Origin of the sequence: Mesorhizobium sp. M1273 (genome assembly GCF_040318195.1) — a bacterium.
Classification (GTDB): Bacteria; Pseudomonadota; Alphaproteobacteria; order Rhizobiales; family Rhizobiaceae; genus Mesorhizobium.
Window position 1 is genome coordinate 1 of record NZ_JAMYLV010000066.1, and the last position, 13754, is coordinate 13754.

8 protein-coding genes and 3 pseudogenes are annotated in these 13754 nt (G+C 63.7%); 3 read left to right on the top strand and 8 right to left on the bottom strand.

The genetic code is table 11. The features are described from left to right. Together NKH30_RS32440 and NKH30_RS32445 are read left to right on the top strand one after the other, a co-directional pair. Positions 1–340 (top strand): tyrosine-type recombinase/integrase (locus NKH30_RS32440; RefSeq protein WP_352998075.1); only part of this gene is annotated, 340 nt, incomplete at its 5' end. Between the two features lie 4 nt (positions 341–344). After that, positions 345–539, top strand: a pseudogene (locus tag NKH30_RS32445) (transposase zinc-binding domain-containing protein); the annotation flags it as partial. 81 nt (positions 540–620) lie between these two features. Here the strand turns inward: NKH30_RS32445 and NKH30_RS32450 are convergent. The 3 genes from NKH30_RS32450 to NKH30_RS32460 are packed head-to-tail and all read right to left on the bottom strand — an operon-like array spanning position 621 to position 3744. Then, entirely contained in the window at positions 621–1610 is a 990-nt protein-coding gene (locus NKH30_RS32450; protein WP_352819823.1) for a tyrosine-type recombinase/integrase, read from the bottom strand. After that, positions 1607–2512 (bottom strand): tyrosine-type recombinase/integrase, encoded by a 906-nt coding sequence (locus NKH30_RS32455; protein ID WP_352706844.1) that lies wholly within the window; start codon positions 2510–2512, stop codon positions 1607–1609. Before NKH30_RS32455 ends, NKH30_RS32450 begins: the two co-directional genes overlap by 4 nt. Continuing rightward, entirely contained in the window at positions 2512–3744 is a 1233-nt protein-coding gene (locus NKH30_RS32460) for a tyrosine-type recombinase/integrase (RefSeq protein WP_352998077.1), read from the bottom strand. Before NKH30_RS32460 ends, NKH30_RS32455 begins: the two co-directional genes overlap by 1 nt. Positions 3745–3911: 167 nt before the next feature. On the opposite strand from NKH30_RS32460, the pseudogene NKH30_RS32465 reads away from it, so the two are divergent. Continuing rightward, positions 3912–4916, top strand: a pseudogene (locus NKH30_RS32465) (IS91 family transposase); the annotation flags it as partial. Positions 4917–5356: 440 nt separating this feature from the next. Here NKH30_RS32465 and NKH30_RS32470 read toward each other — a convergent pair. The 5 genes and pseudogenes from NKH30_RS32470 to NKH30_RS32490 all read right to left on the bottom strand — a co-directional run bounded on the left by NKH30_RS32470 (position 5357) and on the right by NKH30_RS32490 (position 13264). After that, complete coding sequence (locus NKH30_RS32470) at positions 5357–8053, bottom strand: WD40 repeat domain-containing protein (protein ID WP_352998079.1); 2697 nt, start codon at positions 8051–8053, stop codon at positions 5357–5359. Next, positions 8053–8559 (bottom strand): nSTAND1 domain-containing NTPase, encoded by a 507-nt coding sequence (locus tag NKH30_RS32475; RefSeq protein WP_352998081.1) that lies wholly within the window; start codon positions 8557–8559, stop codon positions 8053–8055. The genes NKH30_RS32470 and NKH30_RS32475 overlap by 1 nt, the downstream gene beginning before the upstream one ends. Positions 8560–8660: 101 nt before the next feature. Next, positions 8661–9905 (bottom strand): annotated as a pseudogene (locus tag NKH30_RS32480) (adenylate/guanylate cyclase domain-containing protein); the annotation flags it as partial. Between the two features lie 403 nt (positions 9906–10308). Continuing rightward, positions 10309–11412 (bottom strand): calcium:cation antiporter, encoded by a 1104-nt coding sequence (locus NKH30_RS32485; protein ID WP_352472676.1) that lies wholly within the window; start codon positions 11410–11412, stop codon positions 10309–10311. An 85-nt stretch (positions 11413–11497) separates the two neighbouring features. Continuing rightward, positions 11498–13264, bottom strand: coding sequence for an AMP-binding protein (locus tag NKH30_RS32490; RefSeq protein WP_352819782.1), 1767 nt, complete (start codon positions 13262–13264; stop codon positions 11498–11500). Positions 13265–13754: the final 490 nt, after the last annotated feature.

Here is a 13754-nt window from a genome sequence, read left to right on the forward strand (position 1 = left end):
AGGCAGGCGTCGCGGGGTGATGCTTCCGCATGGCTGGCTGTTCCCGGGGCGCAGTTGCACCGATCCGATCTCGTCGCGGCAACTCCATCGCGCGGTTCAGGAAGCCGCCGAAGTCGCCGGCATCCGCAAGCGCGTCAGCCCGCATACTCTGCGGCACAGCTTCGCCACCCACCTGCTCGAGCAGGATGTCGACATTCGCGTCATCCAGGTGCTGCTCGGGCACTGCAAGCTCGAAACGACAGCGCTCTACACCAAGGTCTCGACCCGGACGATCCACGCGGTCGCAGGGCCGCTGGACCGGTTGATGGCGCTGATGGAAGGCAAGACGCCGTCCGGCTGAACCGGTGCGCGCCGACCTGGAGGTCGCCGATATCTTCCGTGCTGCCGGCCCCGGATACCGGATCTCCCACGCCGGGCATCTGAGCTTGCAGCAGCTCAAGGTCATGTCGGCGATCGAACAGTGTCGCACCGCTGCATTGGGTGGTCATGTCGAAGCCTGTGCGGACTGCGGCCAATGGCGGATCGCCTATAACAGCTGCCTTATGGGCAGATCCAGTAATGGGGAGTCGGCGACGACTTGATCACGCTCTTGCGACAGTCGCCGCCAGCCCGGCTCACCATTACGAGGTGCGCTTGAGGAGTGCTATCAGCCTGTCGGACGGCTGGAAGGCTCCCCGTCGCAGATGCGGCGGAATGATCGCCTCCATCGCATCGAGCTTTTCAGTCGGGTCGCCACGCGTGTAGACCTCTGTCGTCGTCAGCGTGGCATGGCCCAGCCATAGCGACACTTTCCGGATGTCATGCGTCGCCTGCAGAACGATCATTGCGCAAGTGTGCCTGAGGACGTGAGGCGAAACGCGCTTCTTGGCGAGACCGGGCTGCTTGCGAGCCGCGGTCGCGGCGTGCTGCTTAAGCAGATAAGCGAAGCCCCATCGGCTCAGCGGCTCTCCCCGGGCGTTGACGAACACCTCGGGCACGGCGGGCTGGCCGCGAATGGCAAGCCATGCGCGCAGTGCTGTGGCTGTGCTCTTCCATAACGGCAGTGTTCGTTCCCTCCGCCCCTTGCCGAGAACGCGGATGCTCATCGACGGCAAGTCGATGTCCTCGATCTTCAGGCCGGTCAGCTCGGATACGCGCAGCCCCGCACAGACAGCCAGGTGCAGCATGGCGCGGTCGCGGATGCCCTCCCACGTCGTGGGATCGGGCGCGTCGAGCACGGCTTGTAACTCCTCCCGCAGTAGATAGGGAACCAAGCGCGCATCCGTCTTCTTGAACGGGATCGCCAGGACGCGGCGGATCTGATCCAGTGCTGCCGGTTGCCGGTACTCGAGGAAGCGGAAGAACGACTTGATCGCCGCCAGTCGCACGTTGCGCGTCACAGCCGCGTTCTTTCGGTTGTCCTCGAGATGCTCGAGGAAGGCGCTCACCAAGCCAGCGTCGATCTGCTCCAACGTTAGCAGGGAGGGTTTGACCTTGAGCTTTTCGGCGGCGAACACGAACAGCAACTGGAAGCTCAGGGCGTAGGAGTCCTGCGTGTGCCGACTGACGCCTCGCTGGCGGGAGAGCGTCTCGCGCAGGAACGCTTCAATGAGAGGAGCGATCGGCGTCATGACTGCCGTCCCTCCGACAGGAACTCTTCGCCGGCCGCAGCGACGTCGCGCATGAGCTCAGCGGTAGCTTCGAGATACCAGTAGGTCGCATAGATGTTGACGTGGCCCATGTAGGTGGCCAGCGCCGCCATATGCGCCCCGCATCGGCTTCGGCCGGCCGGGCTGCCCTGCAGCGCACGCACGGCGAACGTATGCCGCAGATCGTGCAGCCGAGGACGGCGCGTCGTCCTCGATCGGATGCCAGCTATGCCCACCAGCCTGTCGAAGAGCTCTTTAACCGCGATGTAGCGGAGTGCCCGACCACGCTTGTCGATGAACACCGGATCATCGTGCGAGCGCGGCCGTCGATGCGCCAGATAGCGTTCCAGGCCTGCTGCTGCCGTGTCGTGCAGTGGCACCAGGCGCGTCTTGCGGAACTTGGTCTCGCGGATCAGCAGGCCGTCGCCGGTCACGTCGGCAACCGTGAGCCTCAGAGCTTCTGAGATCCGCAACCCGGTGGCCGAGAGCAGCGCGATCAAGGCTGCAAAGGTGAGCGGGCGCAAGCTGCCCTTGGGCCGAAGCCGCAGCGCAGCCTCGATCAGGCGATTGATCTCGTCTGCCGAGTAGATGTGCGGTGTGCGGCGCCTCTTGCGAGCACCGAAGTGATTGGCGGGCGGCAGCTCATGCCCGGCGTCCTCGACTTGGGTGTGGCGCACGAAGCGGCAGATGGCTCTGAGTCGTGCATCGCGTTGCGCCACGGATGGCCCGAGCGCGGCCCATTCGATCGCCGCTTGCGTCTCAACGTGCGTTTGCGCGCGCTCGGCCGCGAAGGCGGCAAAGCTCTTCAGCAGGTACTCCGCATTCGACATCGCGAAGCCCGTGGCGCGGCGCAGGGCGAGATAGGTCTCGATCGCGTCCAGCATCACAGCGCCTCCGGCCAGGGCTGAGCGACCTGCTTCAAGAGCGCGACATCGGCCTTGGCGTAGTAGGCCGTCGTGTCGATGCCTCGGTGGCGGAGGACCAGACCGATCTTCTCGAGCGGAACGCCGCAGCGCAGCATCTCGGTCGCCGCGGTGTGCCGCAGGACGTGCGCCCCCTTTACCGACGTCACGATGCCGGCGCGCTTCATGACGCGCTTCATCACCGACGAGATTCCATCGCCGTTCCGGAACGGTCGGCAAGGCGCGATCGTGCGCAGGAACACGCGATCGCTACGACAGGCGGACGGACGGCATTCGAGATAGGCGGCGATCGCATCCCCGACGTCTTGCGGGAGCGGCAGGCGGACCTCGTAGCGCGCCTTGCCTCTGACCCGGAGCGAGCCCGCCTGCCACTCGATGTCGGTGAGACGGAGTTGCGCCACGTCGCCGGCCCGCAGTCCGAGGCGGGCCAACAACAGCAAGATCGCGAGATCACGTCGACGCGCACTGGTGTCACCATCACAGGCGGCGATCAACTGATTGACCTGCTCGGCCGACAAATATCGCGGCATGTCGGCAAGCTGCCAATGGGCGTAAGCTGAAACGGCGTTGTCGAGACCCGCCTGACAGCAGCCTTCGACTGCAAGGTATCGCAGGAATGCCCGTAGGCTCGTCGTCATCTTCTCGATCGTGCCGCTGCCGCACTTGCTCGCGTGTTCCATGAAGTAGCCGCGAACATCGGCCGGACTCCAGCCAGTCGGGGCGGATCCGAGCGCTATCACTATGCCGGCAGCGTCGCGAGCGTAGAGCCTGATGGTGGCATCGGATGCCCCGCGATGCTTGCGCAGCCAGGCCTTGAAGTCGGTGACCAACTTGGGCTCGGCGGGCGCCGTTACCACGGCCGCGGATCGGCAGACGCCGACCTCGATAAGGTGCCGTCGAAAGAGCCGGGCACCGTAGATGGTGTGGTGGTTCCGCCGGCCGCCTCTGACGCGCGGACACCTGCAGCTGCGCAGGTGCTCGCTGAAGGCCGCCAGATCGATGTCTCCCAGGCTCACGCCGCGCTCGATCATGATGTGGCCGGCATGGGCTGCCGCCCGCAAATAGCGCACGGCCGTGTCTGGGCTGTAGCCTTGCCGTTCGAGTGATGCTGCGAAGCCGTCGAGGTATGGCCCGCTTGGCCCGCTCCGCAGATGCCCCAGAATCTTCGATGCCGAGAAGTAGGTCTCCAACATGTTCGTCCCCGTTTGTGACCGGCCATCAGTGGCCAAGTCGATGGGGCCGCGAGCACACCCAGTTATGGAGACAAGAAGCGCCGAGATTCACAGAAAATGTCAGCGACGCCACGCCGACTCCCCATTACTGGATCTGCCCATAAGGCAGGTAATGGGCGATGCCCATTACCTGCCGTAACCGGCACTGTCCCAGGTGCCAGGGCGCGGCCGCGCGTACATGGCTCGCCGAGCGCGAAGCCGACCTGCTGCCGGTCGGCTACTTCCATGTCGTATTCACGCTGCCGGCCGAAGTCGCCGAGATCGCGTTCCACAACAAGGCGCTGGTCTATGACCTGCTGTTCAAGGCGGCATCGGAGACGATGCTGACCATCGCCGCCGATCCGAAGCACCTCGGCGCGCGCATCGGCATCACTGCCGTGCTCCACACATGGGGCTCGGCAATGACCCACCATCCGCATGTCCACATGATTGTGCCGGGCGGCGGCATCGCGCCGGACGGGAGCCGCTGGATATCGTCGCGCGCGGCCTTCCTGCTCCCGGTCAGAGTACTGGGCAAGTTGTTCCGCCGCCTGTTCCTCACCCGGCTGATCGCGCTGCACGACGCCGATCGGCTCGCCTTCTTCGGCACCCTTGCTCGTCTCATCGAGCGGCAGGCCTTCCTGCGGCACCTGTCGCCGGTCCGGAACAAGCGCTGGGTGGTCTATGCCAAGGCGCCCTTCGCCGGGCCGGAAGCGGTGCTCGCCTACCTGTCGCGCTACACGCACCGGGTCGCGATCTCGAACCGCCGCCTGATCGCCTTCGACGAGGCTGGAGTCACCTTCCGCTACAAGGACTATCGCCGCGATGGTGTCGAGCGCCAGCGCGCCATGACGCTTGCCGCCGACGAGTTCATCCGCCGCTTCCTGCTCCATGTCCTGCCGCGTGGGTTCCACCGCATCCGTCACTATGGGCTGCTCGCCACCTCCGCCCGCAAGGCCAGCCTCGCACTCGCGCGCGAACTGCTGAACGTCGATCTGCCGCCCCAAGACGACACTTCGGAAGAACCGGCTGACGTCCGCCGGCCTTGCCCTTGCTGCGGCGGGCGCATGGTCGTCATCGAGAGGTTCGAACGGTGGTGCCAGCCTCGTGCACCGCCTGCCTCAAGGGCGCCGAACCGGGAGAACGCCCCATGACCCGGCATGGACCGTTTGTCCACACGGCTGCGCCACGCTGGCGCCGGTCAACGGGATGTTATGTGCACGTTGCCGTGACGCCGGTCGTCACGCACACCAATCCCGTCGGAATCAACGCTACAGGCTCTGCGACCTGGCCCGGAAGCCGCTTCCACGACATGCCCACCGCGTCCTATGCGGAAGTTCGCGACAGGCGCTGGCACACCCCGAAACACAAATCCCCATAGCTCACCGCCTGCGGCCCGCGGGTTCCTGCATCAGAGACTTTCGTACGCCTGACGGCACCCGAAACCCTTCAGCAATGTCGGTCATTCAGCCGGCCCCTGCCTTCCTTCAGAAGCGGACTTCCCTGGTGTCAACACGACGGGCGAGGTTGCGCCAGCTTCGGACCCTCTGGATTCGTTTCATCTCGCTGCTGACACGACTGCTGCAACGCCAGCTTAGCTAGGGCAGTCCTCGGCATCATCTGCCACGGGCAGGAAGAAGCGCTTACGCTCGCAAGAAGTGAGTTTTCGGTGCACGACGTCTTGAGCATAGGCGATGAGGTCCTCTGGCGACGTGAAGACGCGGATCAACTGCACGCTATCTCCGCCTGAGACAGCTGCGACCTGTGTGCCATCCGAATTGAATGCGGCCCGCGTGACCGCCGGGACGATCGTGCTGGTGTCATGCTGGCCAACAAGGAGCGCGAGTTGCTGACCCGTGTCGGCAGACCACAGCCTGACAGACCGCTCACGGTAGGACGACGTCACCGCATATTGTCCGTTGGGACTCAATGCGACGTTGTCGATGCTGGCATTGCCCCCCGTGAGGACAGACCTTTCCTTCCCGTCCTTGACGCTCCAGATGCGAACGGTTCCATCTCGTGAGGCAGTTGCCAGCGACCTGCCATCGTTGCTGAAGGCAACATTTGTCACCGGCCCGCCGTGTCCCTCCAACGTGGCGGCAGCTTCCCCTTCCGCGACTGACCAGATTTGCGTCGTTCCGTCAGAAGAACCAATGGCGACCAATCGGCTGTCGGGACTGAAAGCCGCTGCGCTGATGCGGTTCTCGTGTCCTGGAACACCTGTGATCTCAGTGCCGTCCATCTTCCAAAGCCGCGCTGTATTGTCGTTCAACGTCGCAAGGACCAGCTTGCCATCCGGGCTGAACAAGGCATCCTGCAAATCCGCTGTGGTTTGAAATACTGTCTTGGCAGCGCCGGTCGAGGCGTCCCAGAGCCGCACAGTTCCATCGACCGAAGCGGATGCCAGGAACGAGCCATCGGAACTGAATTGGACCTGGACGACCTTGGGATCATGACCTTCCAGCGCTGCCGCTTCGCGACCGCCTTTGGCCTCCCACAGCCGAACCACGCCGTCGTTGGACGTCGTGGCAAGACGATGCCCATCAGGGCTGAATACCGCAAGCTTAAGCAAGCCTTCCGTGCCGGGCGCGAGCGTCGCAACCAAATTGCCACTTGCAACATCCCAGACATGCCCCACGACACCGCTTCCCGTCACGACGCGCGCCCCGTCAGCACTGAATACTGCGAACCTGCGCGCGGTTTCGTGACGCAACGTGGTCGTTAGCACACCGTCGACGTCCCAGATGCGCGCGGTTCCGTCGTGCGACACCGTGAGAAGGCGACGGCCATCGGGGCTGAAGGCGACCTCCTCGATCAGCGCACTATGCCCGTGGAGGATCGAGACCTGCGAGCCGCTCTTGACGTCCCAGATACGGGAAACGCCGTTCACCGACGCGGTGGCGAAAAGTTCGCCGTCAGGGCTGAACGCGCCGTTGACGTCGAGATATTGATAGGAGATTCCGGCATTGAGCGCGCTTGCCCTGGTTTCTTGGCCGAATATGCGGATCAACTCACCTGTCCTTGTATTCCAAAGACGGGCGGATCCGTCGATGGCAACGACTGCCACAAGGCGGCCATCGTGACTGAAGGTCCCTTGATGGCCAGCACTCGGTGATCCGGGGAGAGCGGCAAGTCCCGACAGATCCGCCAGACTCCAAAGACGAGACGTGCCAGTCCAGGCGACGGTCAGGAGTTGGGTCCCGTTCGGACTAAACTCGATGCCAGTAACATTGTCTCCGCGAACCGGAATCGTGCCGATCGGAGTGCCGTCGTTCGCATTCCAAATTTGAACGTCTCCGTGGAACTGGACGGAAGCAAGCATTTGACCGTCGGGACTCACCGCAAGAACGGTAGATTGCCAACTGGCTCCCGGCAATCTGGCAATCTCGGTGCCGTCCCGAGCGTTCCAGATCGTCGGCGCGGCAAACTCCGAAGCAGTAAAGATCCGCGTTCCGTCGCGGCTGAAAATCGCGGCGTGGACGTCACCGGTCTGATTGAGGACGTAGAGCTGCTTGCCGGTCGCCGCATCCCAGACCCTTGCAGTGCCGTCGACCGAGCCAGTGAGGACTTGTCTTCCGTCCGGGCTGAACACTGCCAACTTTAGCACGCCTTTATGGCCCTTGAGGATGGCAAGCGCCTTTCCGTCGGCGGTGTTCCAAACTCGCGCGGTCTGATCGAAGGAAGATGTAACGACGCGGTCTCCTTCCGGACTGAAAGCGCCGTGGGTGACGGCATCTTCATGGCGAAGGACGGCGAGTTCCTGATACCCGGACAGAGCTCTGAACAGGGCGGCTTCGGCCTCGGTCACATAGGGCCGTTCGGTCGTTTCTCCCTTCTTGGGAAGGGCCTCCAGCGCCAGAAGGATGGCAAGCTCGCTGTCCCCGGCGGACGACAGTTGCAGCGAGATCGACGAGAGCGACCGTGACTGGTTGCGCAGCGCGAGGTCTCTCGCCGCTATTGCGTCCTGGGCATTCTCGTCGGCGCGCTCTGCCTGAAGGCTGGCCTCGTGTTGTCCCCAGAATCCGGCGATCGCGCCGGCGCCTGCCACGACCGCCAATGCAAAGGCGACAATAGCGGTGTAACGCGTGCGGCGCGCAAGCCGTGTCGCCGCTTCCGCCACCAGGCTGCGGCGTTCCGCTTCGCGCTCAAGGCGCTCCCGTTTGGTCGCCTCTTCGGCCTCTATGCGCGCACGATCGGCCTGTCGCTCCCTTTCCGCGACCGCCATCTGAGCCAACAATGATGCTTCTACATACTGAGCTACTTGATCGTCGACGTCCTCTCGCCGCGACACTAGCAATTCCTCGCCTCGGCAAGTCGTATGCCGGCGGGCAGAAGCAGGTCGGGATTCCTGTTGTCGGCATGCCAGCGGCCGGCATCGGTTCGCAGCCGGGCACGCGTCTCCAGAAAACTTCGATCAGCGTTGACGATGTCGCGCGCGCGGGGCCAACGGCTCAAAAGCGCCTCGTGGGCGACGCGGACGACTGCCTGCCCTTCAAGGTTCTCGTCGGAAACGAGAAGCCGAGCCGCGATCAACGCGTCGAGAAGTGCAGCTTGTGCGGGCGTTCGCGCCATGTTGTCGCGGACCGCCGGGGCCGCGGCGACTGAATTGTCGCCGAGACGAACCGTCGTCAGCGCGCGAAGGACGGTTGGCAGCGCATCCTGAACCGTGGGCGACAACGCCTCGACCACTTCGTCGGCCCGGCGCGCGATCGCGCCCTCGAGGCCTCCAAGCGCACGATAGGCTGCGAAGGTAAGCAGGCGTTCTGCTCGGCCGGCTTGGTAAAGTGCTTCGAGCACGAACTCGAGCAGTGGTAGGGAACCGGGTCGGCCGCTGTCGCCTCCTGAAGCACGTCCTCCAGTCGGCCGCGGTCTTTCGTTTCCTCAAAGCGCAGGCCCGCCGCGCTTGCGGGTTCACGGATGATCTTCGAAATCTCGGCCCCGGTCGGAGGCAAGAGTTCGTAGCTGCTCAGGCCATCCTTCAATGCCGAGAAACCCGGGACCTCGCCGCACCGATGGAAGAAGTCGCCGCGAATCGTCGCGATCACCCATACAAGTCCGCTAGTGGCGAACGCTGAAAGCAATCGCACGAACAAAGCGCGCGAGGCTGGTTCCGTTTCGGTTGTGAAGAGTTCCTCCATCTGATCGACGGCTAGGACCAGACGCGCCTTACCCGGGCCGCCACTGGAGGGGGTCGAGGCGAGCGCCGAGCGGACAAAAGCCAGCGCCCGATCGGGATTGTTCCGAAACGTCGCCGCCAACTCGGTCGCCGTCCCGTTTTCGGCAAGTTCGGGCAAGGCTTCGGCGCGGAGCAACGCCGATGACAGAGACGTGATCGCGTCAGGTCCCTCGGACGGACGCATGACGCAACGCCGCCAGAGCAAGATGCCCGGCACCGCGCCACGTTGCGTGACGGCCGGAATCAGCCCGGCGCGCACGAGCGAGGACTTGCCGGAGCCGCTCATCCCGTAGATGAGCAGGAAGCACTTGCCCGCGACCGCGAGCTGCTCCAGTCGCTCAGTGCAGATAGCGATCGCACGGCTCCGCCCGAAGAAGAGATCGGCGTGCTCGAAATCGAAACTGTCGAGGCCGCGAAACGGCGAGCTAGTTGGTTCCTCAGACGTGACGGGCACGCGAAAAGCCCGAACCGGCCGCGCAATGTTCTTTAGGCGCTGCTCACCCAGGTCAACGAAATCTGCTGCAAGACGGTCGCGAACTTGCATCTGGATAGCGTCAGAGACGCAGATGCCGCCCGGAAGCGCCAGCCCCTCAAGGCGGGCGGCGACATTCACACCGTCACCCATGAGATTGTCGCCATCAACCACCACGTCGCCGAGGTTGACTCCAATCCGGAATCGCATGCGCCCTGGCCCAGGCAAGTCGGCGTTGAGCCGATCGATCGCCAACTGGATGTCGATAGCGCACCGAACCGCACCTATCGCGCTGGCGAATTCTGCGATGACGCTGTCGCCTGCGCTTCCGAAGATGCGTCCATCGTAGCCGGCAATTAGCTTGTCGATCGCTTGTCGATGGACCTTCAGGGTAGCAAGGGTCGTCTCTTCATCTTTGCCGACAAGTCGGCTGAACCCCACCACGTCGGCAGCGAGGATGGCAGCTACTTTCCGCTGAACGCGATCGACGGGCATCCCCGCTCCTGCGGCACATCGTTTATCATCCTACCCTAACAGCTTTCGAACCCGAAAGGGCGCTTGATCGGCCGCATCGCCCCGCTTCGGTGGAAACGGACAGTCTGAGGAATGTCGCCTTGGGTCAGTTCACGACCTCCATCCAGCGGGTTGAATGTCTGCAATCTTCGTTGCGAAGCCAGAAGCTGCCAATCCGCTCGCGGCCCCTATCGAGACGTTCAAGGCCTTGGTGCTAAGCGTCCGCCCATGGCGCAAAGGAGAAAAATTGGCGCCCACCCCTCACGCCGTCTTTGCCGAACTTGTGCGGCTTGCCTACTTCGGAACTCGGTGCGGAAAACGTGTGGCTGCTCGGCCGAGAAACAGTCGTCAGAATCTGCCTGCCCCCTTGCTCGCCCCCCAACCCTCACGGCACAAATATCAAAAACACCCAGGTAAAAAATACCACGAGGTGCACCAAGCCGGTCAGGAACGTCGTCCTCTCCGTGCCGAAGCTCACATTGCAGATGAAAAGCGCCAGGACCAAAAGCACCGTGTCGGTCGCCGGCAGGCCCAGGGTCAGGCCTCTTCCGGTCAGCAGGCTGGCGGCGGCTATGCCGGGTATTGTCAAACCGATCGTCGCGCAGGCCGAGCCCATGGCGACGTTCAGGCCGCGCTGCAGCTCGTTGCTGAGCGCGGCACGAACCGCCGAAATGGCCTCCGGCATCAAGACCAGCGCGGCGATCATTGCGCCGACAATGGCATCGGCCTGCGGCACCTGGTAGGCGACGAGCGCGTCCTCGACGCTGGCGGCGACCTGTTCGGCGAGCATGACGATGCCGATCAGCCCGATCAGCAGGAGAACGGCGCCGGCGGCGACGCTTTCGTGAGCGTCGGCTCGCACCGCGGCGCCATGTGCTTGCCCGTCGATGAAATCGTCGCGGTGGCGGACAGTCTGCGCGAACAGAAAACCGGCATAAAGCAGCACCGAAAGCACGCTGACGAAGCCGAGTTGCGCCGCCGAGAACGTGCCGGGATCGGTGGTTCGCGTGTAGGTCGGCAGAATGAGCGTCATGACGCTCAGCGCGACCAGTACCGCCAGATAGGCGCTGGTTCCTTGGCGGACGATTGCCTGCTTGCGATGGCGCCAGCCGCCAAACGTCAGGCACATGCCGACGACGCCGGTGGACGTGATCATCACCGTCGAGAACACGGATTCGCGTGCAAGCGTCGGGTTGTTGGCGCCGTGCAGCATGATGGAAACGATGATCGACACTTCGATTGCCGTCACGGCGATGGTCAGCACCAACGTGCCGTACGGCTCGCCCACCCGCCGGGCCACCGCCTCGGCGTGGTCGAGCACCACGAAAATGGTGGTGAACATGATCGCGCTCGACAGCGCGCCGATAAATATCCTGGTGCCCAGCGACCCTTCGTCGACCGACACCCCGCTGGCCCTGACCGCGACAGCCATCGCCAGCGCGGCCAACGGCATGCCGTAGGAAACCGCCGATCTTGCGAAACCACTCATTCCAAGCCCCTTCCGCAAGCCCCTTTTGCAAGCCTCTTCTGGGCAAGCCTCGTCTGCGAACCCTGCGAAAGCCCGAAGCGCGCCCTCAAGCCGTCTTCTGCGTCACCAGTCCCAGTTCGTCGACCATCGCCTGGCGCATCAGGAATTTCTGCGGCTTGCCGGTCACCGTCATCGGCAATTCGGTGCGGAAGCGGATGTAGCGCGGTATCTTGAAATGGGCGATCTGGCCGGCGCAGAAGGCCTTGATCTCCTGCTCGGTGGTGATCTGGCCGGGCTTCAGCACGATCCAGGCGCACAGCTCCTCGCCGTATTTCGGGTCGGGAATGCCGAACACCTGCACCTCCTTGACCTTCGGGTGGCGATAGAGAAACTCCTCGACCTCGCGTGGATAGACGTTCTCGCCGCCGCGGATGACCATGTCCTTGACCCGGCCGACGATGTTGCAATAGCCCTCGGCATCGATGGTGGCGAGGTCGCCGGTGTGCATCCAGCCGTCGGCGTCGATGGCCTCGCGGGTCTTCTGCTCGTCGTCCCAATAGCCCTTCATCACGGAATAGCCGCGCGTGCACAGCTCGCCCGGCGCGCCGACCGCGACGGTGGCGCCTTCGGCGTCGATGGCCTTGACCTCGACATGCGGATGGACGCGGCCGACGGTCGAGACGCGCTTTTCCAGGGGATCGTCGACGCTGCTCTGGAACGACACCGGGCTGGTCTCGGTCATGCCGTAGGCGATGGTCACCTCAGCCATATGCATCAGCGACACCACCTTCTTCATCACCTCGATCGGGCATGGCGAGCCGGCCATGATGCCGGTGCGCAGGCTGGTGAGATCGAAGGAGGCGAACTCCGGATGGTCGAGCAGGCCGACGAACATGGTCGGCACGCCGTAGAGCGCGGTGCAGCGTTCCGTTGCCACCGCCCTCAGCGTGGCGCCGGCATCGAACCCCTCGCTGGGGAAAACCATGGTCGCGCCCTTGGTGACGCAGCCCATCGTGCCCATCGACATGCCGAAGCAATGATAGAGCGGCACCGGGATGCACAGCAGGTCGTCGACGGTGAGCCGGATTGCCGCGGTGACGAAATTGCCGTTGTTGACGATGTTGTTGTGGGTCAGCGTCGCGCCCCTGGGCGCGCCGGTCGTGCCGCTGGTGAACTGGATATTGATGGCGTCGTCCGGTTTCAGCCCCGCTGAAATCCGGTCGAGCCGGTCATGCTCGTCGCGGCCGGCCATCGCCAGCACGTCGGCGAAATTGAACATGCCCGGCGAATTGTCCTCGTCCATGCGGATGACGGTCTTCAGCGCCGGCAGTCTGTTGGCGTCGAGCTTGCCGGGGGTGGCCTTGGCGATCTCCGGCGCCAGCGTTTCGATCATGCCGAGATAGTCGGAACTCTTGAATGTGGCGGCGGTGACGAGCGCTCGGCAAGCGACCTTGTTCAAGGCATATTCCAGCTCGACCAGCCGGTAGGCCGGGTTGATGTTGACCAGGACCAGGCCGATGCGGGCGGTGGCGAATTGCGTCACCAGCCATTCCCAGCGGTTCGGCGACCAGATGCCGACGCGGTCGCCTTTCTCGAGGCCGAGCGCCAGGAAGCCGGCGGCGAGCGCATCGACCGTGTCGGACAGTTCGTCCCAGGTAAAGCGCTTATGCTGCTCGACGAAGACGGCGGCATCGAGCGTGCCATATTTGCCGACCGTATCGGCAAACAGCGCCGGGATGGTCAGGTTGAGCAGCGGCACGCTGCGCTCGCCCGAGACATGCGCCGTGCCGTCGACCGGCGCAATGAACGAACCGCCATCGCGCTTGGAGCGCAGGTTGGTTGCATTCTTCAACTCGTCGAGATTGATCGGCATCGCCGTGTCCTCCGCAGACAGGCCGAGCCTATCAGCCCGGCAGGGTGGTGGAAATCCCGTCCATGGTGGGGCTGGGTGGGAACTCGCCTGTAAGGGCCGAAAATAAAAAACCCGCCTCGGCGGGCGGGTCTTCGGGGCCAATTGACACTATAGCGAGATTAGTAGCATAGCTGCCGGCACAAAGCAAGAACAAAATTGCTGTACGTCAAGAAAATCGCGTCAGGTTGGCACTGCGGCCAAGCTGCCAATCTCCCTCCTTGAGGGGGAGATGGCCGGCAGGCCAGAGGGGGTCGCCGCGCGCGGAGCTCCAGCCTGTTCTGTCGGTTAGGAGAGTCGCGTCAAGACGTACCGACCCCCTCAGTCGCCTTCGGCGACATCTCCCCCTCAAGGGCAGGGCTATCGCATATGAGTGATGGCATTGATGAGATAGTCGTCGTTCCAGGCGCATTTCTTGATGCGATGGCTGATGGGAACTTTGGCAGCATCGGCG

What these genes read in the sequence shown, in the direction of transcription:
- NKH30_RS32450 (WP_352819823.1), bottom strand. Translation starts at nt 1,610, where the DNA reads ATGACGCCGATCGCTCCTCTCATTGAAGCGTTCCTGCGCGAGACGCTC.
- NKH30_RS32455 (WP_352706844.1), bottom strand. Translation starts at nt 2,512, where the DNA reads ATGCTGGACGCGATCGAGACCTATCTCGCCCTGCGCCGCGCCACGGGC.
- NKH30_RS32460 (WP_352998077.1), bottom strand. Translation starts at nt 3,744, where the DNA reads ATGTTGGAGACCTACTTCTCGGCATCGAAGATTCTGGGGCATCTGCGG.
- NKH30_RS32485 (WP_352472676.1), bottom strand. Translation starts at nt 11,412, where the DNA reads ATGAGTGGTTTCGCAAGATCGGCGGTTTCCTACGGCATGCCGTTGGCC.
- NKH30_RS32490 (WP_352819782.1), bottom strand. Translation starts at nt 13,264, where the DNA reads ATGCCGATCAATCTCGACGAGTTGAAGAATGCAACCAACCTGCGCTCC.